Origin of the sequence: Paenibacillus sp. Y5S-9 (genome assembly GCF_036894235.1) — a bacterium.
Taxonomy (GTDB): domain Bacteria; phylum Bacillota; class Bacilli; order Paenibacillales; family Paenibacillaceae; genus Paenibacillus.
The window spans coordinates 1,345,348-1,368,786 of sequence record NZ_CP145887.1 but is presented as its reverse complement, the minus strand read 5'-3'; the positions used below and the strand labels follow the sequence as shown (position 1 = coordinate 1,368,786).

Here is a 23,439-nt window from a genome sequence, read left to right as displayed (position 1 = left end):
GATCAGCATTGTTCATTAGGAGGAGCATGTATGCAACAACCTGAAACACCCAAGCGTGACCATCAGCAGATTCTTTACCAACGCAGCACTGCGTTATGGAAAGGAAGTTTATGCTTTCTTTTCCTTCTCTTGTGCGTGAGCCTATTATGGATCATCGTGGACGGACAAGCCGAAAGACTGGAGACGATTTACTATTCTATCGCAGCCGTACTGGGTATGTGGTTTGTTGGACCGTTGTTCTTCATGTTCGTCTCAAGACTAACCAGAACTCCCGCCGTGTTGTTATCCTGGGATGATGATGCGTTGAGCAAGGGTAAACGGAAGATTCCATGGAGCCGGATTCGCAAAGTGGAACTCGCCTCACCTGCCCGCAGCAAGTGGCTTCTGTCTACTTCTCCCATGTTTGTCCTGTACTTGAAAGACGGCACACGGTTTCATATTCAAACGGATCATCTACTCAGCAAAAAAGAGCTGAACCAGGCAGTGACTTTGCTTCAGGAGACTTTGCAGGAACAGCAGCAAAATGGTTGAGTATCGGGATGGATGAGGACAAGTTCCCTCCACATCACTGTGATTTCTCCACACCTATGGATAGGCTGACTTTGTAATTGCCGTAAGGCAGCAAGGCTTCAAGCAGTTGACCAAGTTGTTCTGTGGTGCTGGTCTGCACCCGCATCAGATAACAGCCTTCTCCGCTGACGCGATGGACTTCAACGATGTCCTCACGTTCAGCAATGAATGTACGAAAGGCAGCATGTCTGTCGCCAGAGTTCAAGAAAACTGTGACAAATGCTTGTAGGCCGAGACCAAGGCGTTCCGGGTTCCATTTTACCGTATACCCTTCAATCACACCCAGATCTTGCAGCTTGCGCACTCTTGCACCAACGGCCTGTCCCGTGAGATGAACCTCTTCACCGATCTCTTTGTGAGAACGTTTAGCATCTTGAATCAGAATCTGCAAAATACGTATATCTGTGGCATCTATCATTTCATTCATCTTGCTTCAGCAATCCTTTCACGGTGAAATTAGCGTGGCCTAATTCCATTCATCATGTTATGTACGCCGTTAAACGGGTTGTATACCATATAGGGTAATACTATTCAACAACTCGAAGGAGTGCAAATATAATGAAAATTCAATTGATTCGCAATGCTACACTGTGGCTAGAATACGGAGGGCTGAACATTCTCGTTGATCCGATGTTGATGGACGCCGAAGTCATGCCTGCATTCCCGAACACACCCAATGAGTTACGTAATCCAAGAGTGGCTCTGCCTGAAACCGAAACGGATTATATGAATCCGGATCTGTTGATTGTGACACACACCCATCTGGACCACTGGGATGAAGCAGCGGCGAAACAACTCCGCAAGGACATTCCTCTGATCTGCCAGCCTGGGGACGAGAATGTATTCCTGGGTGCCGGATTCACGAATGTAACAGCTGTAGATGAAAAACATGAGCATCACTCTGTCCGATTCGCCCGTACATCCGGGCATCATGGCACAGGTGAAATCGGTGAACGTATGGGCGACGTGTCCGGTTTCGTACTTGAATCAGATGCAGAACCTGTCACCTATATCGCGGGGGATACGATCTGGTGTGAAGAACCTGCCGAGGCCATCCGCCAATATGCCCCTGAAGTCATAGTTGTGAATGCCGGAGGTGCACGCTTCGTGGAGGGTGATCCCATTACGATGGACGGGCCTGACGTTGTCGCCGTGAAGCGCCTTGCGCCTTCTGCTCATGTCATCGCTGTGCACATGGATGCGATTAACCATTGTGTGGTATCACGCACGGATCTCGCCACTTATCTGGCAACCGAGCAGATGGATGGTCAGGTGCTCATTCCACGCGACGGCGAAAGTTTTGAATTTTGAAGCGGAAGCTACGCTGAATCAAAGCTGAAGAGAATTAACCTTTTCACATAGGTGGGTGGATTGTAACGAACTCAGCACACGCTATTAGTCTGTTTTTGGCTACTCTAATTTTCTAACGAATCCTAGACACGTTATTTCCGCTCTGGGCATGCTTTTCCGAGATTTACCCATCATTTTGTCAGGATAACATGTCTCCGATTCGTTAAATTTCTAATATAGCAATAATCGGCACTATAAGGTGTCCTAGATTCGTTAGCGCGTATGCGTATGACAGGACCATGTACTTCATTTTCAACACACGCCGTTACCTAGCTTATATGCTACCTTGTCTGCCACTTCATCACTCATGTCTCCCATGCCTTCCCTTTTCCTATAAAATATAACGAAAAAAGCTGGATGCGATGAACTCGCACCCAGCTTTTTTGATTGAAGGAACACGCTAATCCGCTGTTCGCTGGCTTCCCTCTCAGGCATCAAACCTGCCATTGGGCTCCAACGTGTCCTATCCCTTTACGCTAATCCCCTACTGAACTTTCAAACGAATCACGTTCCATGATGCTTTCGCCAAGCTCGCCGTAATCAGTGTATCGGAGATGACTGCACCACCGCGATTATGAGGAGCAACGCGGTTTGGTTGTGCCGCCGTATTAACTGCTTTGAGATCATCACTTTCCAGCACGATATGCTCGATCACGGTACACTTCCCGAAGCTGCGCAGGTCCACCTCGAGCGGAAGGGATTCTTCCAGATGACGGTTGACTGCGAATACAGTCACTTCACCCTGCTCTTCGTTATGCACCGCAATAGCTTCCAGATAAGGTACGTCTGTGATTTGTTTTGTATCGTATTTCGGAGACTGAATCAATGGCACCAATGCTGTTCCGCGCCCGAAGAGAGACGTATGCATGAATGGATAGAAGATCGTCTGTCTCCATGAACCACCGCCCGTATCTGTCATGATCGGTGCAATCACGTTAACGAGTTGTGCCAAACATGCCATTTTAACCCGATCCGCATGTTTGAGCATACTGATCAACATACAACCAACAAGCAGTGCATCCTCGTGGTTATAGATATCCTCCAGCTGTGGTGGGGCAATCTGCCAAGGGTCCATCTTCGAATCATTTTCATTGGAGTGATACCATACATTCCACTCATCAAAGGACAGATACATCGTCTTTTTGCTGCGCTTCTTCGCTTTGATATAATCACAAGTCGCCTTCACGGTATCGATAAAACGATCCATTTCAAGCGAGCGTGCCAGGAACGTTGGCGTATCTTGCTCTTGATTGCCGTAGTATTGATGCAAGGACAGATACTCCACGTGATCATACGTATGATCCAGCACCGTTGCTTCCCATTCCGGGAATGATGGCATATTCAGGTTTGAACTTCCGCAGGCTACCAGTTCAATCGTCGGGTCCGTCCACTTCATGACTTTTGCCGCTTCAACGGCTGCACGTCCATACTCTTCTGCCGTTTTGTGACCGATCTGCCAAGGGCCATCCATCTCATTGCCCAGACACCATGTTTTGATCGCATGTGGCTGCTTATATCCATGCTTGATGCGAAGATCACTATAATACGAACCTTCTGGATGGTTGCTGTACTCTACAATGTTACGTGCTGCATCGGCGCCCCGTGTTCCCAGATTAACGGCCATCATGACTTCAGAATTAGCCTGTTTCGCCCAGTCCACGAATTCGTTGAAGCCAAATTCATTGGTCTCAATCGTTCTCCAGGCCAGTTCTAGTCTGCGTTTGCGTTCTGACACAGGTCCAACCGAATCTTCCCAATTGTAACCGGATACAAAATTGCCTCCAGGATAACGTACAATCGGTACATTCAACTCCTTGACCATCTCCAGCACATCCGTGCGGAAACCCTGTTCGTTCGCAGATGGATGCCCTGGCTCGTAAATCCCGCCATAGACTGCACGTCCCAGATGCTCAATAAATGATCCGTACAAGCGCTTATCCACTACACCAATAGTAAAATCTTTATCTACCGTCATTTTTGCTTTTTCCATAATGAATTTCAACTCCTTAAGATTAATATAAAAATTAATTGATATTCTATGGATCAACGTTCATATTTATATTAAAATCGATTATAGCCTTAATTTCAACCTGAATTTTGCAAAATGTTATTCTTTTTACTGAATTTATGTTTAACTTAATTCTATACAGAAAAAATGGAGGAACAACTGTGATCAGAGCAAATACCGATGCCGAATGGCTCCCCCTATATGAAGCACTTGCCAGTGAAGTCCGTCTACAGATCATCCGCCTTGTTGCAGAGACTCCGATGAATGTGAAAGACCTTGCTGCTTCACTGGGTCTGAGTAGTGCTATCGTGACCATGCATGTCCGCAAACTTCAGGATGTGGGCATTATTCAGTCCAAAATGATACGCAAAGACGGCGGCACACATAAAATGAACAGTCTTGCTGTAGACTGGATTGGTATCTCCATGCCGCAGGAAAGCGGGACAGCGCGCAAGCTGCACGAAGTTTCTGTACCTGTGGGACACTATACCCACTTTGATGTCTACCCGACATGTGGTCTGGCTACGTCCAATCATGTTATCGGACAGTATGATGATCCTCGTTATTTTCTCGACCCCGAGCGGATGCATGCGCATATTCTGTGGTTTGGTCGTGGATTTGTGGAGTACAAAATTCCAAACTATATCTTATCCGGACAGCAGATCAATGCCATTGAATTGTCCCTCGAGATCGGGTCAGAAGCCCCTTCGGTTAATCCGAATTGGCCCTCGGATATTACATTCATGCTGAATGGCATCCGATTAGGGGAATGGACAAGCCCTGGGGATTCAGGCAACGGACGTGGCATGTTCACCCCGGAATGGTGGAGTGACAGTGTCAATCAATACGGCATGCTCAAGATTCTCCGAATTACCAATGAGGGTACGTTTATTGATGGACAACATCTATCCGACATTACACTCGCAGATATCCCGGTTGAACGCAACCAATGGACTCTTCGTCTTTCGGTGGAGGAAGATGCTCAACATGTGGGCGGGCTTACCTTATATGGCGAGGGATTCGGTAACTACAACCAGGACATCCTGTTCCGACTGTACTATCACGATTGAGTTTTTCAAAATAATAAATAACACAAAAACACCTCCCACTCGCCTGTAAAAGGCAGAATGGAAGGTGTTTTGTATGCATATGAACATGCGTGGATTATTTAAGAAGGTTCTTGTTCTAACCTACAGCGCACTACCACCAAACAGGAAGCGGTACTCCCAGTGTTTGCCGGAGATATCACTAGTTGTTACACCACCGCCAGCGTTAGAATAGGTGTGTAATACTTTTCCGTCGCCCAGGTAAATCCCTGTGTGAGTAATTGTTGCGGTAGATTTATTCACGCCGGAATACGATGATGCAGAGCTGCCTTTATACGACATGAAATACATCAGATCTCCGCGTTTCAGGTTTTTCCAGTTGGTCTGAACTGTACCCTTGGCTTTTACATAAGCTCCCTGTTTGCGGGAATCCGCTGGAAGTTTGATGCCAAGTGCGTCGATAAAGGCCTGACGTACAAAGCTGGAACAGTCAAAAGTAGCTGTGCTGCTACGACTGGCTCCGAACTCATAAGGTGTTCCCAAATATTTCATTCCCGCTGCAATCACTTTTTCTACAGATGCATTGCCGGTCACCGATGTACCACTATTCGAACCCGATCCGCTTGTGCCGCCACTAATCGCTTGTGTGTATTTGGATGAAGAAGATATGTAGCCTGTCCGGTTAGCAGAATCCTTAATCTTATACCAATCCGAACCGGATTGCTGAAGCACCGTTACCGTTTCCCCTTTAGCAACCAAGCGAACAATCTTCGCAGAAGAAGAAGGTGTTGTGCGTAGGTTTACGCCCCAAATTACTTTTACTTGTGAATTGTCAACAGCAGCTGCCGATACCTGTGCCGTTAGTGCTCCTGTCGTCAGACTTCCCATCAGCATCGTTGCTGTGACACTTGCCGTAATAATCGTTTTCTTCCAGTTCATGATGTCGAGTTCCCCCTGATGTTACAGAATTTTAACCTGGCTTGGTTCTCCCGGGCTTGCCCCATTGTAAACGGGCTATCCATAACGTTCATCAGTCGAAAGTCCTGTATTGATATAGGCACATTTGAGCACTAAGTATCAGGTTCTGTCCATAATCTGCTGGAAAAATTCACTGCTGATCCCTTCTTTTTGAAAGGTTAAATTATTGTAACTATTTGATAGGCTTGATTTTTCCGCGATACAAGAGCTAGGTCGTTTCTCATTCAGGGTATATGCCATATGACCTAGATTTTAATGTTTAAAATCGCAAATATGGTAAACATTACTATGATTCATTTGCCGATTACCGTTGCCCGAATTCACATTTTTGCCTCCAGCCTCAATACGGATCGATTTATCAGCAGTGTTCGTTTGATTATTTCGTATTTCATTTTTGCTTTTCCATAAAAAAAGAAAAGCCAGGGATCTCTCCCCGGCTTAACCTGTATGATGAGTAACATCACTCTACAGCTAGTCGATCAACTCATTTAAGGTTCAATTCCCCATACCTTGGCGCCATCCTGATAAGCTGTCACTTTTGTCCAGGCACTGAAGGCCGTTTGAGTGGAATCAAAGGAATAATCATTCGTTTGATCAAAATTCGTCCAGTTATTTTTCGAGAAACGTCCCTGGATGACTCCAGTCTCGGCACCCGCGGCCAAACTGCCTGCACCCGCTTTGAATCCAATCTCCAGATACGTATCTGCCGTGCCCTTGGCCGGATCTATCGAAACAAAATGCCCTTCCACATTACCACTGCCAACCTGTGCATAATCACACCAGAAACTCAGATCAGCGGCACTATCCTTCGTGAAATAATACCGGACCTTCACTTTGCTCAAGTCGACAGCAGTTGTTCCTGTATTCTTCACATTGAACTGTGGAGTAATCGCATTGCCCGAAGTTCCTGAACTACCATTACGGTATTGTACTTCAAGCGTTCCCGTTGTGACTGGAGGTGCTAATGGGGTCAACACCAATACATTCGAATTCGTCTGACCACTCGTATTCATGGCTACGACTCTGTAATTATAAGCCGTACCATTCACCGCTGTAGCATCGGTATACGTCAGTGCAGTCAAACCAGTTGCCAGATCAGCATATGCCCCGGTGCCTACCGAACGTTGTACCTTATAACTTGCTGCACCAGTTGATGCTGTCCATGTCAGTACCGCCTGGGCATTGCCAGCCGTTCCAGTAAGGTTGAATACACCTGGCACTACGACACCTGCCAATGGTGTTGCAGATGCCTGTGTCGACGGTGCGGACTCACCTACGGCATTCACCGCAGTGATGACATAATAATACGTTGTGCCGTTGGTCAAACCCGTGTCTGTGAATGTCGATCCTGTGACTCCTGTCGCTACAGGCGTATAAGGACCACCGTTCACTGTTGCACGTTTCACAGTATACGAGGCTGCACCAGCAGCTGCGTTCCAATTCAGTACCACTTGCTCGCTTCCTCCAGTTGCTGTTACGCCAGCAGGAGCAGCGGGTACTTCCACTTCCGGACTATCAGAATCTCCGAGGAGACGATCATACTCGCCGTACGCTGTAGCCATATCCACCTGTGACCAGAACCGGTGATACGTAAAGGTAGGTGCACCGTTTTCCCACTGCTTCGTGGTCGGGTTATACGACGTTTTATACAGGTTATCCAGGTAAGCCCATGCCGGATCTTGCTTGATGGCCGGACGCAGATCGGAGTATCCAATGTATACGCCATTGCCGCCTTTCGCCGGATCGGAAGGTACACCTGCTGTACCTGGAATCGTGTTGCCTTGACCAAAGGTTCCTGACCAGTTCGCCGGGATATAGATCTCTTTGGCAAAGAAGCGGAAGTAGTCTTTACGCTCTTCTTCCGTAACGATCCCCACACCATCATTGTAATCCCAAGCTGTATCCAGCAGAGCCTCGGCCAAATCCTTGGCTTCTTGGCCTTCCGCGCTAAGTGTGCCGTTCTCTGCCTGTGTTCCCGCTGCGAAGAAGGTCAGAGCTTTAACGTAACTTCCCAGAACTCCTGTGTCCTGCACTGGATCTTTGGTCGTTACACGGAAGTTCGGATTTTCCGTAAACGAACTGAATCCGTTCCACTTGTCCGGTTGACCCTGCCATTCCTGACCACCCGGAATCCAGAACTCTCCCGGAGCCGGCGTTGTTGCTACCTGAACATTGGTTCCACCCACAATGCGCTGTCCAGCCGCATTCAGATAATAACCTTGCGCATCCGTCACCGGACGCTCACCTACAAATACATAATCCTTACTCCAGTCGATCCACTTCGTGATTACTTTTTTGGCCATCTGGAAGTTCTCAGAGGTCAAATCACCGCTCTCCGCAAGAATATAGTACATCTCGGCTACACGCTCCAGCGGCCATGCCTGGAATCCAAACCAAGTGTTGGAATCCGGGTCACGATACACTGGTGCTTCTTGATAGGCCATGTCATAGAATGTACTTACGCCTGCCGGATAGGCTTTGTATGAACCATCCAGACTGTTCGTTGCTCCCCCGCCGATAGCTCCTTCATGGGATTGTAGCCAAGTGTAGAATTCCAACTGACGTTTCAGCGTAGCATTCCAATCTGCCTTCGCTGTTGCTGATTCCGGAATCAAGCCGCCAGCCGGATCAGACAAGGCATAGGCTGCAACCGGGTTTTGATAAGCCTGATGGGTATGGCTCGCTCCAATGCGCCAAGCCCAATCCCCACCTTGACCCAAGCCACCTCCCCAAGACGTATACCATGCCATGAGATACATGTTGGAATCCTTGCCGGTACCCGGAGTTGGTGTACCGCTCTTTGCACTTCCAATTTTTTGGAAGTATTTATCATACATGCCATAGCGCAGATAGTCCCCCATCTTCTTCGCTTTATCCAGATATTCCGGATTGTTGTATCCCATCTCCTTCGCCCAATACAGCACCTGTACAGCACGTGCATCGGCATCCGTTGCGTTTGTGTAACGCCATTGCGCTGACGGTACCTGATTTTCCTTTGTGAACAAGCTCATGAAGCCTTCGTTTGCCTTACCAAAAGATTTATCATCCTGGGATGGATGCGGAATGGCTTCCCACACAGACTCCTGCTCCCCACGTTGGAACGTATTCACATAGGTAGCCGTATGTGATGGATTCAACAGGTTGCCATATCCATACCAGTTATCCACATCGACCAGCCAGTGCATGAGATAGGTCTGATTGTCACCATAGGTCGCCTTAAGTTCGGCATCAATCGGGTCTTTACCCGCTGCATATTGACCATTAAGTTGCGATGGATATTGATCAGGAAAAGGTTTTTCCGCTGCGTACGTAGCAGGGCTGTTTGGGTTGTATGAGCTCATCGTAGGCTGCTCTTCCTTGCCGTCACCTTCGTTGACCGGGATAATGTATTTCTCCATACTGTCCCAAGCTGCTTCCAGTTGGGACCAGTCTCCCGTGTAGTGGCCATACATGGTTTCCAACCACAGCCAGTAACTGTATGCCTCTGACGTTGTCATATGACCATAATCCGGTGCCTCACTGAGCAGGGTCTCAATGGAATGATACGGTAGACCCTCTGGCGAAAAATATCCGTTCGCCGGATCTTTCAACTGATCATACAATTGCAAAAACCGGGCTTCATTAATGCTGTCTGCCTGAATCTCGATGGCCTGATCTGCGGCATGTGCTGTTTGCGGCCCTGCCCAGAGTCCGGTGTATCCGGTCAACATGACGGTTCCCGCCAGCATGGCTGTTAAACTTTTTTTCGCAGCTGATTTCAACATTAATATATACCTCCCTGGAATAGTGGAAATTGAATATAAACGCTGTTGGTCTGCCCATGCTGATCTTCTTCTGACATTCAGTCAGTTACGGCTCCAAGCCCCATACTTTGGTGTTTCCCTGATACCCGGTTACCTTGTTCCATGCGGCAAAAGCCGTCTTGGAAGCATCATAGGAATAATCATTACTTTGATCGAAATTGCTCCAGTTATTTTTGGAAAAGCGTGCTTGAATCACGCCGGTTTCTGCTCCAGCGGCCAGACTGCCTGCTCCCGACTTGAAGCTAATCTCCAGATACGTATCTGCGGTACCCTTCGCCGGATCCACTGCGACAAATGTACCTTCAACATTGGCCGTGCCCATTTCGGCATAATCACACCAGAAAGTCATTTGATCCGCACCATCCTTGGTGAAATAATATCGGATCTTCACGGTACTGAGATCAATCGCCTGTGTTCCGGTATTCTTCACGTTGAACTGCGGAGTCACCGCATTACTTGAATTCCCGGAACCTCCGCTGCGGTACTGCACTTCGAGCGTACCGGTCGTCACCGGAGGTGCAGAAGGTGTCAGTGCCAAGACATTGGACAGTGTCTGTCCGTTCGCATTCACAGCTGCAATCCGGTAATTGTACGTGGTACCATTCAGCGCTGTTGTATCGGTGTAAGTCAACACGGACAATCCGGTTGCCACATCTGCATATGTCCCACCTGCCACCGAACGTTGTACCTTATAGCTAGTAGCGGCCGAGGCTGCTGTCCAGGTCAGGACCGACTGCGCATTGCCAGCTGTCCCACTTAAAGTCAGTGCTCCCGGCACCGTCGAAGCTACTTGCGGGGTAGCCGACACCTGTACAGAACCCGATGATTCCCCTGCTGAATTCACAGCAGTCACTACATAATAATAAGCCGTCCCATTGGTCAGTCCCGTGTTTGTATAGGTCAATCCATTAACACCCGTGGCGACAGTTGTATAGGGTCCTCCACTCACCTCGGAACGCTTCACCGTATACGATTCGGCCCCGGATACAGCGGCCCAGGTCAGATTAACCTGACTGCTTCCCGCCACAGCCTGCACACCAGCAGGTGCGCCTGGAACCGTGACCGGTGTAACACCAGGCTCCTGTCCATACACCTTCACCCCTGCATCATAGACTGGAAGGTATATGCTCTTCACAGGAGTGCCTGTGGTCAGCGTCTGGAGCGAATGATCATTGCTGGCATTCCATGCACCCTGTGGGCCTGTAATGCGGAACTGTACTTCTTTACGATAATTTCCTTCCCCACCTGGATAGATCTTGGTATTACCGAAGTTCGCCGTAATGGCATAGATATGCTGGGTTGCATTCACCACAACGGGTTGGGATACCGTCGCCCCCTCCGTATAGGAGGTTGTCACTTGCACGTCCGATACCGTACGCCCGGCAGCATACACTTCACTCAAATCCAGGAAATACTTAAAAGAAAGTTGATCTCCCATTCGGGCAGGCCAAGCGGAACGATTATTAAGCTGTGCTCTGATTTCCGTATAATTGGCACCTGATGATTTAATTGCAGCCTCCACAAAGAACTCATCTCCCTTCACCTCAGGTGCAGGGAAGTTCGCCAGGGGCTGATGATTCTGACCAAATAGCAAATTCATCTTTGCCAGTGCGCCGGTAAAACCAGCATTGTAATCGGTTGCGACCTCATTACTCACGTAATCCCCGATATCATCGGTATATCCATCCGATGCATCCGGGCCACCGACCATGGCACCATACAGAATGTGGCGATGGTTAGCCGGGATATCTTCGTTATTCAGCCATGAACCGTGAGCGGTCCGATGATGCGGATGTTGAGGTGCATTTTGCCCATATCCGACCACATAACTGCTCTGACGTGGATTATCGCCCAGAATATAATTCATCTGTGAGACAGCAAAATCCTGATATCTTGACTTTTTCACAGGATCACTGACCCAGTCGGAGTATACAAAAGAAATAAAGGATGCATTCGCTGCATATCGGAGCGAGCCCCACTGATCCAGCCACGCCAGACCTCCTGGCGTATACTTGACTCGTGTCCCATTGACTCCAACCGTCCAATAATCCAGATTGCGCTCAGTCGACTGAATAAATCTCGTCGCCTCCGGCATGTTCAAACTGGACGTAATTCGGGCAAGCAGGATCTGGGCACCATAATTTTTGTTATCCCAGCCCTGTGTCCACGTATAGGGCCAGTTTGCAGAACCACCGCTGGCAGACCACCGATCCGAAGCCGCAATGGCTTTGGACAAGTAAGCGCTATCATTAGTAGCTAAATAAAGCCATGCGCCACCCCATGCCAATTCGTCTTCGTATCCTGACCACGAGTTATAGAACGCTGCAGCATCAGTGATACAATCGGTGTATTTCCCCCGATATGTATCTGCGAAGTTATACAGCTCTTTCGCATGTTGGAGCAGTCTGGCCGAATATGCCGGATCATCATCTGCAAATACAATCGATGACGCTGCCAGCGCTGCAGCCGTTTCTGCCGCCAGATCACTGCCCGGGCAGGAAGCATCGATTTTGAACGAGGGACGACTCATCTGCATGACTTCTGCGGGACCCCACCAGGCATGGTCGGTATTGCCTGCCCCCACTTGTCCCCATAATTCATTTGGTTTCGTATGCGCTTTCATAAAATAGTCGGTCGCCCATCGGATATTATCCTTGATCTCCTCCAGTTGTCCGGCCTGTTCATATCCGTCGCTGTATTCCACGACAGACCAGGCAAGCATCGTTGCGGAAGCAGCCATCGGAAAACCAAACTTCACGTGATCTCCGGCATCATACCATCCTCCGGTCAGATCAACGCCTACATCAGCTCCATCCTGCATGCCTGAATTACCACGCCATTCGACCCGATTACTCGCCGGCAATGGGCCCGAACGCTGTGCTTCATAGAAGTAGATGGCCTTTTGCAGTGCTTCAGCATAGTTTTGATTTCCGGCGGCCGCATCCGCCTTACGAATTCCTGTACCCATCGATAAACTCCCTGCCAGTAGTCCTGCCGATAACGCGATCACGGCGACTCGTCTCCACCAGCTCCCTTTCATGTTCAACTATTCATCTCCTCTTCATCAATGTTCCGTATGCATTACTCTGGACTGCGAGTTTATATCGCTCCTCCCCATGGTGTATTTCAGTGTAACTTCCACCATTAATTACCATTATAGTCGTTTGTTTCACTAGCTATATAAGCGTTGGTGACTTCTAAAATAACATTGTTGTGACCTCCTCTTCGTCAAGCGACAAAAAAAGCTGTTTCTCTGACGCATATGCGCGTTAGAGAAACAGCTTCTCGCCCTTGCTTTGATCAACACCACAGATCAAATGGCACTCTGACCATCTCGTCTGTGTGTATCTGTACACCTTAGGTGTCAGAACATCTCTTTCTTTGGTTACACTTTGAACTTGTTAATTTGCTCCTGCAGTTCTTCGGCCATTTTGGATAATGAACCTGCGGATGATGCGATCTCTTCCATGGAAGCCAACTGCTGTTGAGTTGCGGCAGATACATTATGAACCCCGCCCGCTGCCTCTCCAGCAATGTTGGAGATCTGACTTACATATCCTACAACCTCAGTTGTACTCGCCGACATTTCCTCTGAACCTGCAGATACTTCCTGGATTTCACCCGCTACTTTGTTGACCGCATCCGAGATCTGCTCGAACGCTTGTCCTGCGGCAGTAACCATCTCGATTCCTGCTTCTGTCTCGCTGCTGTTTACTTTGACTGCCTGAACAGCATGATCCGTATCTTTCTGAATCAATTGAACGAGATCTGTAATTCTTTGCGCAGATGTAGAAGATTCCTCAGCCAACTTACGTACTTCTCCCGCAACTACAGCGAAACCACGTCCATGCTCTCCTGCTCGTGCGGCTTCAATGGCTGCATTCAGTGCAAGCAGATTGGTCTGCCGGGCAATGTTGTTGATTACCTCGGTAATGGTTCCAATCTCTGCTGAACGTTCCCCCAGCCCTGTAACCAATTCAGTAAGCGAAGCAATAGAATTTCGAACAGAACCCATCTGTTCAACCGCTTGCTGAATAATCATATTTCCTTCGGAAGATTGATTCGCCGCATCTACAGCAGATACGGATACACTCTGAGCAAGCTCGGCAATCTGCTCTGATCCGAGAGCCATTTCATTCATCGCCTGTGAAGATCGCTTCACAATATCAACTTGATCAGACGTACCTACAGCCAATTCCTCGACCGTTTGGGAGATCTGTTCCGAAGCTTGGGTATTCTGCTCGGCACTTGCAAGAAGTTCTTCCGATGAAGCAGCTACCTGTTCAGAAGTCATCGATACCGATTCAATCATGGAGCGCAAATTGCCACTCATAGTATTGAAGGAAGCTGCCAGCGTTCCCAATTCATCCTTGTTCTTAAGCACAATCGTCTCACCCGTCAGATCACCGTTGGCAATGGCCATGGCTGCTTCATTCATCTTTTTGATTGGACGTGAGATGATGCTTGCAATGAAGAAGGCAATAAATACAGCTGCCAGGAATGCAAAAATCGTCACTGCCAAAATCACATTAAATGTATTCTCAGCCAACTCGACAGAATCATTCGTTGCTGCATCCGATCCTTCATTGCCCAAGGTAATTAACTTGGCAAGGGTGTCGTTTGCTGTATACCACATTGGATAAGCCTCGGTATGAAGTCTGCTTGCTCCCGCATAATCGTTTTTCAGACCCAATTCGATGAATGCAGGCATTTTTGCGAGATAGGCTTCATAATTCGTACTGAAATCCTCATTATACAGCTTAAGTGCTTCTTCATTACTTGCAATGTACGTTTGCAGTTGTGCTCGTTCATCTTCAATCTTGTTGAGAAGTAGCTGCAACGCTTCATTCAGCTTAACCGATTCGTCTTCGTTCTGTTCAACGATGACTGCAAGCGCCAAACGCTCTACATCCGAAACATCGCCGTTCATCATACCCAGCAGGCTTACACTCGGCATCCAGGTCTGATCCACATCATTGGCTTTACCAGACATATTATGGATCTGTATTAACGCATAAACGCTTACAACAACCAACAGAGCCACGACGATTAGAAAACCAGTCAGTAACTTGCCTCGAATCGTTAACTTTAATATCCCCAACTTATTCCCCCGCGTGTCTTCCATGTGTCCCACTCCTCAAAATAATACATATTTATAATATATCGTCACCTATCGCCAGGAATTGTAGATGTTAGAATTCAATTTCTATAAATTTCATGTAACTTCGAACATAACACAAAAGAAGTCTCCCATCTTTGGCAGAACCAGAGATAAGAGACTTCTTTCATTAAACTAAACTACCAAAACTTCACTAGACATTGCAATCTTACACTATCGGAAAACACGTCGGTGTATGTTAATGAAAAAGTCGGGAATCGACTTGGTATAATTGCGGGTTGTAATCAGAACCACACTAAGCAGACTTCCGAGAATGAATCCTCCCAGAATATCCCCTGGATAATGCACACCAACATATACACGAGACACCCCTGTCAACACAGCGAGTAACAGCATCCATAACCCGAAGCAACGTCCAATGAAGAATGAAGCAGCCGCGAGAGCAAATACAAAGGAAGCATGTTTACTTGGAAAAGATGGATCAGGTACATGGGCAACCAGCTGATGCACAGTCCCTTCTACAAAAGGTCTTGGATGACCCACTACTGGTGATATCCCCCATTTGGCCAGAACTAGCGCTACAATGGAAGCCACACAGGCATAAAAAACAATTCGTTGTTTCGATGGATCGCCGAGAAACCATACGATAACGAGCAGTGCGATCATGACCCAAACCGCATACTCGGATGATGTGATCATAAACCAGTCCAGAAATGGAATTTGGTCTGCAAACTGATTAATCCAATTAAATAGTGATTGATTCATAACTGGCTTTTAATACCCCCATTACACAAAACAAGATTATTTTTTACATAATAAATATACACTAACTATTTGTCAAACAATCCTTACATTGACCGAAGTTACGAAATCAAAGAGGACATTTTACTTTCTTTTTGTTAAACTAGTTTGGGTTACATATCAGTTCAATCATAGAAAGGTGAAGATTATGCTTAAAAAATGGTTATGGGGTACAGCCCTGACCCTGGCACTTGCGGTTACAGGTATCGTTGTATATTACGGATATTCGATTGTTCATTTTGCCAATAGCATCTCCACGGCTTCCGGGACTTCATCCAACTCGTCCTCTTCCGGCACAGACAGCGATTCAGACACACCAACAACAACGATTCCCAGATGGGAGGGCCAGGAACGGGTGAACATTCTGCTCCTTGGTGGAGACTCAAGAGGTGATGATGCAGGACGCTCAGACTCGGTCATGGTCGCTTCCATTGATCCGGTCACCAAGAAAGCCCATCTATTCTCCGTACTGCGAGATACCTATGTAGCCATTCCAGGGCATGGCAAAAGCAGACTTAATGCAGCCTTTTCCTACGGGGGTGCGGAGCTGACCAAACAAACCGTAAGTGACCTGCTCGGTATTCCCATTCAGCATTATGTCTACACAGACTTTACAGGTTTCATGGCACTTGTTGATGCGGTAGGCGGCATTGAAATCGACGTGGAGAAAGACATGTATTACACCAGTAAAGCAGATAAACATATGTACGACATTGACTTGAAAAAAGGATTGCAGCATATGGACGGCAAGACCGCCCTACAATATGTTCGGTTCCGGCATGATGCCACCTCGGATTTTACACGCACCGAACGGCAGCGGATCTTCATGACCGAGCTGGCCAAGAAAATGCAGAGTACCACGTCGCTCTTCAAAATCCCGGATATCCTGGAAGCCATCGCTCCATACATTGAGACAGACCTTAGTCCAACCCAGATGTTAAAACTCGCATCACTTGGCTTCGATATCCATGTGAACGATATTGATCAGCAGCAAATTCCACCGAACAAGCTGCTCACCAATGAACTGGTCGGCTCAGCTCAGGTGCTCGGTGTCGATGTAACCAAACTCCAGTCCTACATTCAGAAACTGTTTGAAGAAGATGCCGCGTCCTCAGAGACCCCATCATCAGAAGAACAGAACTAAAAATAAGCATGAGATATATCAAAAAAAAGACGGCCAAAGCCGTCTTTTTTTGTACCTATTTTCTCCATTTAATGCAGCCTTAATGTTTAACAGGTACCCTTATATGATGAACTCCGGTTCCTGGAGGGAGGATTACAATGTGAAAAAACCACGAATAGCGGAATGGACCGAACTGCGGGGCATTGCCTTTCTGGCGATTGTCATGCAGCATAGTATCGCTGAGTATATCTATCGCGCCGATATTGAACAACCGGATTCCATTATGCTGACCATGATTTATCATCTGACCCGATTTGGTACGCCAACGTTTGTATTTCTATCAGGTGTAATGCTGTTTTACCATCACCGTAACACCAAACCGGATTATCCTCGCTTCATTCGAAAGCGATTTGGCGATATCTATATGCCGTTTGTCGTATGGACACTGATCTACTGGCTTTCTGTCCGTATCTTCACCCCCGCGTTCTGGCTTAAAGGTATACCGGATTTTCGCAGTCTGATTCGTGAACTGTTTGTCCCGCAGACAGGATACCATCTCTGGTTTGTCATTATGGTGTTTCAGTTCTATATTCTGTTCCCCCTGTTCCTGGCGGGAGCGAAAGCCATTCAGAGACGTATCCAGAACGCCAAACGTTTCACGCCCATGCAAGTCATGATGGGGCTAATTCTCTTTGCAGCAGCACTATATGCCCTGCTTATGCAATGGTCCTACTATAGTATGGGGGGCTGGACAGAATCCATGTCCGAGCCTTGGTCAACGTTACTGCAATATCGCTCCTATTCATGGGTGATGTACTGGTTCTACTTTTTACTGGGTGCCGTATGTGCCTGGTCAGTGGATAGCTGGAGGAGTTGGACCACCAAGATCCTGCCATGGACGATCTGTCTGTTTATAGGGATGTATATATGGCTTGGTTACGATGTGCTGCGTGGGTCCGGGGATGTCGTTAATCTGAATATCTCCACCTATCTGAAACCAACCACATTCCTGATCATTATGGCTCAGATGTTTATGATGTATGGTTTCCTTGTACTAATGCGGGGCAAAGATACACGGTTTCAGCGCCTGTTATCCTGGATTGGCCGCTATTCATTTGGTGGATATCTGGTTCATGCACTGGTGATCTATGCGATCGCTTATGTAACCAGACCGCTTCAACTCAGTGGATGGCATCTGCCTGTAACGTTGCTATCGTTCCTTGTAACGGTTGTTATGGCTCTTGCAATCAGTTGGGCGCTGTCCAAGCTTCCTGGCTCACGTTTCACCGTAGGGTTAATGCGTAAACCACGTTTAACCCCCAATCCGTCAGCTGCTATGGGCAAAAAAAATTCACCTGAGCGAACTCCGTCACCCGGCCCAACTCGCAGTCCGGGAACGAGTGAGCCGTTTTAAAATAAAGAAGAGCGTCCCCTCACGGAGACGCTCTTCTTTATTTCACTTCGCTCGAAGTTGATCGTCCAGGAACAGGTTCCTGGGGACCCGGGGCTGGATGCACGTTGCCCTTCTGATTCACAAATCTCTTCAGATCACCCGTTAATTGTTCCTTCAGCTTGTCCACCAGCTGCGTTTCACTAATGCCTTTTGCCTGAGCAATCTCAGCCAGAGATTTCCCTCCCTGAAGCTGCTCGTGAAGTTGAGCAGGGGTGACTCCAATAAACCGGGCAATTTCGCCCTTATCTACCATGGAACGTTTGCCATGGTGGGCAAACTCGCGCCGCAAATCACGAAGCGGAGTATTGATGACCTTTTTCAACTTGGTATCCATGTCCGCCTTCGTGGCTGCAGCTTGTTCCTTGGTGAGACAGCCTTCTTCTACAGCTTGATCCAGACGCTGTGTGAGTGTAGGCTTCAACTTCTGCAATAACTGCTCCTCACTAAGCCCCTTGCGCTCTTTCGCAATCTGGGACAACGTCTTGCCAAGTTCCATCTGTTCTTTCAGATCCCGAAGTCCAATCCCAAGCAAGTCTGCCGTCTCACCAATCATGAACAGACCGTGTCCTGCCTGCATGCATGGCTTCGCTGGTTTGCCGGAGGAAGAAGCTTTTGACGCATCTTCATGTTCCTCAATCCGAACCGTTGAATCAGCGAATGCTACATGTCCTGTTGCTGCTGTTATGACTACGGCTGCCAATCCGGCTGCCATCCATGTTTTCCATTTCAATTTCATTTTTCTGCCGCCTTTCCGATGTCGAAATCCTGTGCCTTCCTAGTTTGAGCCTAAAATCCACTTTTTTATGCCATAAAATACAAAAAGTCATCATTTTTCTCACAATTGATCACAAAAAATCCTATTTTTTTCAGTTTATTTCCGCTATACTAAGTGTAACTTCATGATCTATATCAGTTGAACTACATATTATTTACACTGACACTACGCTGACAGAACAACCTTCCAATCGCTGTTATCCCCAGATTTTTTTGATTATTTCCCTAAAGGGAAAATACGGGGATAGCATATGCTTCCGAAGTAGCTTTCTTTCAGAAAGCTTTTAGGCGAACGCTTCGCTTTTTCAGGTTTTTTCTGTCCTCTCCGTTATCGTGTAAATGATTATTTCAACTAATATAGTTGAACAGTCCTGGATTACCTTATCGCAGGAAGGACGATATGTAATAATGCGGAAAGATTGGTTAGATCCGTTTAGATCCGATCTGGAGGTCGTGTTTGCTTCAGCGGAAGAACTCGTACGGAAATATCCCGAACCCTTGTCAGGACATGCATTAGAGCAGCTTCGTTCGGTTAATCCGCTGTTACGAGATTCGGGACACAGCTACATCGGGTACATCATTCCACTTTGGATGCAACACTCAGATAAACTACCCCCAGAGAAAGCACACCAATTAAGTACAGCCTGTCTCATTCACATGTTATATTTTCTGAATCAGGACGACGTGATGGATGAACAACCGGAGAATGCCACATTGAAGTTATCCCTGGGTAATCTATATTACATGGATGCTCTTCAATCTTACTCGGTATTATTCAATCCTTCCTCCACGTTCTGGGTCTATTTCAGACAATATGTAGTGGATTGGGCCGTGAGTGTTACGGGTGAGCACTCCATTGATTATTTCCAACAGAATCCCTTGTTGATTGCGCAAAAGGCTGCCCCTCTGCTCATTGGAGCTACTGGTGCACTGCTTCTGCTGAATCAGTCCGACCGGATCATCCCGGTGTGTTCTGCTATCAACATTACACTCATGACACTTCAAATGACCGATGACTTCACAGACACGCAACAAGATGCTGTGCATGCAAACTACAACAGCTACCTCTCCCACATATCCGCAGCACTGAATCACAACTATCCAGTTTATCCTCTAAGCGAACGTATACATGACAATGTATACAATACACAACTCATGAACTCTTACGTAGACATTGCTTATCACTATAATCGTACACTAACATCGTCTAACTTAGGAACATCGCATCTTGAGGCGTTTAATTCTTATTTATGCAGCACTTTAGTACAAGCTGTTCAGGACATTACACAACGGAAGAAACGGCTCCTCCATGGCGGGTTTCATCACTGGATTAGCGAGCAACAGTTGGGATTCTGAACATAAGGATGAAGCTGATTCAGTTTAATTTTAAATATGAAGGGAATGTTGACGATGATGGTATCAGAGAAAACGTTGCATGAGGATATTATTGAAAAGGCTTGGACTGACGAGCACTTCAGACAACAATTGCACTCCAATCCGAAGCAGGCGCTTCGTGAAGCTTTCGGTATCATAATCCCGGAGCACATTCAGGTGCGTACCGTTGAGGAGCAGCAAAATGACTATGTGCTTGTCATACCTCCCAATCCTTCCAAAGTAAATTATGATGTGAATTGCGGACCTTGGAGAAGTTAAACCGGGTGAGTTATTGGTAATGTAAGAAATTAGGGGTAGGAACAAAAAAAGCCGCTGTATCCTTCTGTGAGTTCGTCAATCGACGAACTCGGCAAAAGATACAACCGCTTCTGTTCCTACCCCTTTGGTGCTTGTAAAGCTGATCTGTCCTTGCATCGCTTCAACAATTCGGAATGTCACCATCATGCCGAGGCCTGTGCCTTTGATTTTATTGGAGAAATAAGGCTCGCCCAACCGGGAAAGTGCTTCCTCGTCCATTCCTTCTCCGTTATCCCTGACATGCACCTTAATCATTCCGTCCTGCTTGTACGCCCAGATATCAATCTGGCCTTGTCCCTGCAGAGCTTCAATACTGTTCTTGATAATATTGATAAAAGCCTGCTTGAACTTCGAGGAATTGCCTCGAATATATAGATCTGGCGGAATGTCAGTGGTGATTTTACCACCTTCCAGATTAGCCATCGGTACAAGAATGCCTTCAATATGATTGAACTCATCCGAGATATTGAGCGAGATAATATGGTCAAACTCAGGTTTGGCAAAGGTAAGAAAATCCGTTATGATGCCCGAAGCCCGATCAAGTTCTTCCAGTGCAATTCGCACATACCCCTTATTTTTGTTGTCTTCCTGTTCCGTCATAAGTTGCAGGAACCCTCTTGTCACCTGAAGTGGATTACGTACTTCATGGGCAACGGAAGCAGCCAGTTCGCTAATAATCTCCATCTTTTCGGATCGCTGCAACTCATTGTTGAACAGCTCCAGTTCCTTGGAATACTCTAAAACTTTGGTATGTTTTTCGGCAAAACGACTTCCGAGAATAGCAATCAGCGAGATCACAAATGCAACCATGGACCATTTCCACCATAACAGATGATACGTTCCACTCCGCTGATAATACCACAACAGTTCAGCCACACTGATCAAGGCAAATGTACCGAATCCCGTCGCAAGCAGCATAGCTTCCCTATTTCGTTGCAGCGCTTTGGCGATGGTACCAACCAACAGGATTGTCAGCAGAATGACAAGCACCATGCCAACCACACGCTGTACGAGCAGATTGTAGAGGATCTCCCATTGCCCACCTGAAGTAACATAGATAAATAAAGAGAAGACAGCGATAACTGAATATATGAATAGTATTTTTCGCAGTTTGGTGAAGATTCCATGCAGTCCTGGTCCGATAATCTGTTCAAAAAAATAACATAGCGCTGGCATACCCAGCAGCATCGCCAGATCAAAGACTACGGAATACAGGTCACCATATACCTGATAGAACGTATACAAAAATTGCGAGTACGTAATGATCATCGTGCCGATGGAACCCATTACGATACATAGCGAGATCCATAATCCCTTATGGAACTTGCCAAGGAAGAACGTACAACTCAGCATCGTAATCGCTGTGAAAACAAAGGTCGCGCCCAAAATCACATCAATAAGTCCGTTATGAATATATTTCTCCTGTAACGCGGCATAAGGTCCAACCTGAACAGTACCTTGTATCCCCAAACGGCCTTTTTCATTTTGCGACCATACATAGAGCGTGTCACCTGAATTTTCGCTGGATAAGGGCAGCAACACAGCATTATTATCATAATTGTAATGGTAGTTCTCGTAGACCTTGCGGTCTTCCAGATAAACAACAATATGATTGCCTTTAATGTTCTCAAATCGAATGGCTGAACTTTCCTCACTCAATTCAGGGATGGTCAGGCGTGTCCATAAGGAATTCGATCGATCCGTATTGCTATACTCTAACTTATCGCTGCCCTGCTTTTCCCATATCTCGTCTGCTCCCTTAACCTCACTGATGAACCCTTGATCGTCAACGTTCCCCCATTTTACTTCCCATCCTGTAATGGATACAGGTTGCTGAACCACTCCTGTAGTTGCAAAGACTATCCCATGTGGCATGCCTAGAATAATCAATACACTCATCCATAAGATGACGATAGCTTTGGGCACATTTTTCATTCACAGCACCTCAAAGTTCTAATTTTCCCTATCTTAGATTCTCTCATTTATCATTCGCCACCGTTTGTCACGTCACCTTCTTGAGATAAAATGAAATTTCACATTTAAGTCGATTTATAGTCTTATTTCCATTTTATTGTTAAAGTTATCCGATTAATCACGCAGGTCTTCGAACTGGTTCACTATCATTTCCCGTTCTTTCTGTTCAACTTGACTGCGAAATTCAAGCCACTGCTCTGTCTCCTCATCATCATAAATGGTCCATATGTCGGAAAAAAGGAAATCCCGTAACTGGACAACTTGCCCGGACCATATACCACCTACCCAAAACAAACCATCCGGACGACGGATGACGGTACGGGAGAACCCGGGTGTGGACGCCTTTTGCCCGATACGGATGCGTGTGATCATATTACCCAGTGTATACCAGTCCACATGAATCCCTCCCTTACATATTCAAGCTTCATCATAACATAGGCAAAACAGGAAAAGCTGTAAAAACGGTGGCTGCGATTCAATCCTTTGCTCCGGGTGTAATGGTTTCTCAAAGCAAACAAACACGCTAAGGAGATGATTACAATGAATGAGCCCCATCGTACGGTTGAGGTGGAACATAAGGATGTTCAGCATAAATCGGATTCAAGTATGGTCGCTTCCACATTTATTAAATATGCCGCATATATCATTATCTTTTTCGGATTCTTATACTTCTTGGTTAAATATGTATTCCCCAAATTCTAAGGCATTCATATCGTAGTGAACACCCGGAGATAATAACCTGTGCAAG

18 protein-coding genes are annotated in these 23,439 nt (G+C 46.8%); 8 read left to right on the top strand and 10 right to left on the bottom strand.

The annotated features are described in order from the left end of the window. The first annotated feature begins 30 nt into the window (after nucleotides 1-30). Nucleotides 31-531 carry a hypothetical protein gene (locus tag V6669_RS05970; protein ID WP_338591726.1) on the top strand — a complete coding sequence of 167 codons (501 nt, stop codon included), beginning with the start codon at nucleotides 31-33 and terminating at the stop codon, nucleotides 529-531. A 34-nt stretch (nucleotides 532-565) separates the two neighbouring features. Here V6669_RS05970 and V6669_RS05965 read toward each other — a convergent pair whose 3' ends face one another. Next, nucleotides 566-997, bottom strand: coding sequence for an Lrp/AsnC family transcriptional regulator (locus V6669_RS05965; RefSeq protein WP_338591724.1), 432 nt, complete (start codon nucleotides 995-997; stop codon nucleotides 566-568). A gap of 131 nt (nucleotides 998-1,128) precedes the next feature. On the opposite strand from V6669_RS05965, the gene V6669_RS05960 reads away from it, so the two are divergent. After that, nucleotides 1,129-1,881, top strand: a complete 753-nt coding sequence (locus V6669_RS05960) for an MBL fold metallo-hydrolase (protein WP_338591722.1) — start codon at nucleotides 1,129-1,131, stop codon at nucleotides 1,879-1,881. Between the two features lie 523 nt (nucleotides 1,882-2,404). On the opposite strand, the gene V6669_RS05955 is transcribed toward V6669_RS05960, so the two are convergent. Continuing rightward, a complete protein-coding gene (locus tag V6669_RS05955) occupies nucleotides 2,405-3,910 on the bottom strand; it encodes an alpha-N-arabinofuranosidase (protein ID WP_338591720.1) in 1,506 nt (501 codons plus the stop codon). A gap of 179 nt (nucleotides 3,911-4,089) precedes the next feature. Here V6669_RS05955 and V6669_RS05950 point away from each other — a divergent pair, with 179 nt between their 5' ends. After that, on the top strand, nucleotides 4,090-4,998 hold the full coding sequence (locus V6669_RS05950; RefSeq protein ID WP_338591717.1) for an ArsR family transcriptional regulator: 909 nt from the start codon (nucleotides 4,090-4,092) through the stop codon (nucleotides 4,996-4,998). A gap of 120 nt (nucleotides 4,999-5,118) precedes the next feature. Here V6669_RS05950 and V6669_RS05945 read toward each other — a convergent pair whose 3' ends face one another. The 5 genes from V6669_RS05945 to V6669_RS05925 form a co-directional block, all read right to left on the bottom strand. Beyond that, the gene (locus V6669_RS05945; RefSeq protein WP_338591714.1) at nucleotides 5,119-5,913 is read right to left on the bottom strand and encodes an SH3 domain-containing C40 family peptidase; all 795 of its coding nucleotides are present in this window, start codon (nucleotides 5,911-5,913) and stop codon (nucleotides 5,119-5,121) included. A 527-nt stretch (nucleotides 5,914-6,440) separates the two neighbouring features. Continuing rightward, the gene (locus V6669_RS05940; protein ID WP_338591712.1) at nucleotides 6,441-9,716 is read right to left on the bottom strand and encodes a glycoside hydrolase family 48 protein; all 3,276 of its coding nucleotides are present in this window, start codon (nucleotides 9,714-9,716) and stop codon (nucleotides 6,441-6,443) included. An 85-nt stretch (nucleotides 9,717-9,801) separates the two neighbouring features. Continuing rightward, a complete protein-coding gene (locus tag V6669_RS05935; RefSeq protein WP_338594854.1) occupies nucleotides 9,802-12,795 on the bottom strand; it encodes a glycoside hydrolase family 9 protein in 2,994 nt (997 codons plus the stop codon). A gap of 345 nt (nucleotides 12,796-13,140) precedes the next feature. Then, on the bottom strand, nucleotides 13,141-14,880 hold the full coding sequence (locus V6669_RS05930; protein WP_338591709.1) for a methyl-accepting chemotaxis protein: 1,740 nt from the start codon (nucleotides 14,878-14,880) through the stop codon (nucleotides 13,141-13,143). A 207-nt stretch (nucleotides 14,881-15,087) separates the two neighbouring features. Further along, a complete protein-coding gene (locus tag V6669_RS05925) occupies nucleotides 15,088-15,639 on the bottom strand; it encodes an undecaprenyl-diphosphatase (protein ID WP_338591707.1) in 552 nt (183 codons plus the stop codon). 184 nt (nucleotides 15,640-15,823) lie between these two features. Here V6669_RS05925 and V6669_RS05920 point away from each other — a divergent pair, with 184 nt between their 5' ends. Together V6669_RS05920 and V6669_RS05915 are read left to right on the top strand one after the other, a co-directional pair. Continuing rightward, nucleotides 15,824-16,819: an LCP family protein gene (locus V6669_RS05920; protein ID WP_338591704.1), complete on the top strand. Its 996-nt coding sequence runs from the start codon at nucleotides 15,824-15,826 to the stop codon at nucleotides 16,817-16,819. 139 nt (nucleotides 16,820-16,958) lie between these two features. Continuing rightward, complete coding sequence (locus V6669_RS05915) at nucleotides 16,959-18,212, top strand: acyltransferase (protein WP_338591702.1); 1,254 nt, start codon at nucleotides 16,959-16,961, stop codon at nucleotides 18,210-18,212. A gap of 37 nt (nucleotides 18,213-18,249) precedes the next feature. Here the strand turns inward: V6669_RS05915 and V6669_RS05910 are convergent, their stop codons facing one another. Beyond that, entirely contained in the window at nucleotides 18,250-18,987 is a 738-nt protein-coding gene (locus V6669_RS05910; RefSeq protein WP_338591700.1) for a hypothetical protein, read from the bottom strand. A gap of 446 nt (nucleotides 18,988-19,433) precedes the next feature. On the opposite strand from V6669_RS05910, the gene V6669_RS05905 reads away from it, so the two are divergent. Both V6669_RS05905 and V6669_RS05900 read left to right on the top strand, forming a co-directional pair. Then, nucleotides 19,434-20,381, top strand: coding sequence for a hypothetical protein (locus V6669_RS05905; RefSeq protein ID WP_338591698.1), 948 nt, complete (start codon nucleotides 19,434-19,436; stop codon nucleotides 20,379-20,381). Nucleotides 20,382-20,435: 54 nt separating this feature from the next. Beyond that, nucleotides 20,436-20,678, top strand: coding sequence for an NHLP leader peptide family RiPP precursor (locus tag V6669_RS05900; protein ID WP_017690236.1), 243 nt, complete (start codon nucleotides 20,436-20,438; stop codon nucleotides 20,676-20,678). 75 nt (nucleotides 20,679-20,753) lie between these two features. On the opposite strand, the gene V6669_RS05895 is transcribed toward V6669_RS05900, so the two are convergent. Then, entirely contained in the window at nucleotides 20,754-22,652 is a 1,899-nt protein-coding gene (locus tag V6669_RS05895) for a HAMP domain-containing sensor histidine kinase (protein ID WP_338591695.1), read from the bottom strand. A gap of 153 nt (nucleotides 22,653-22,805) precedes the next feature. Then, on the bottom strand, nucleotides 22,806-23,087 hold the full coding sequence (locus tag V6669_RS05890; RefSeq protein WP_036611533.1) for a hypothetical protein: 282 nt from the start codon (nucleotides 23,085-23,087) through the stop codon (nucleotides 22,806-22,808). Nucleotides 23,088-23,231: 144 nt separating this feature from the next. Between V6669_RS05890 and V6669_RS05885 the strand changes: the two genes are divergently transcribed. Then, on the top strand, nucleotides 23,232-23,393 hold the full coding sequence (locus V6669_RS05885; protein ID WP_017690239.1) for a hypothetical protein: 162 nt from the start codon (nucleotides 23,232-23,234) through the stop codon (nucleotides 23,391-23,393). Nucleotides 23,394-23,439 lie beyond the last annotated feature (46 nt).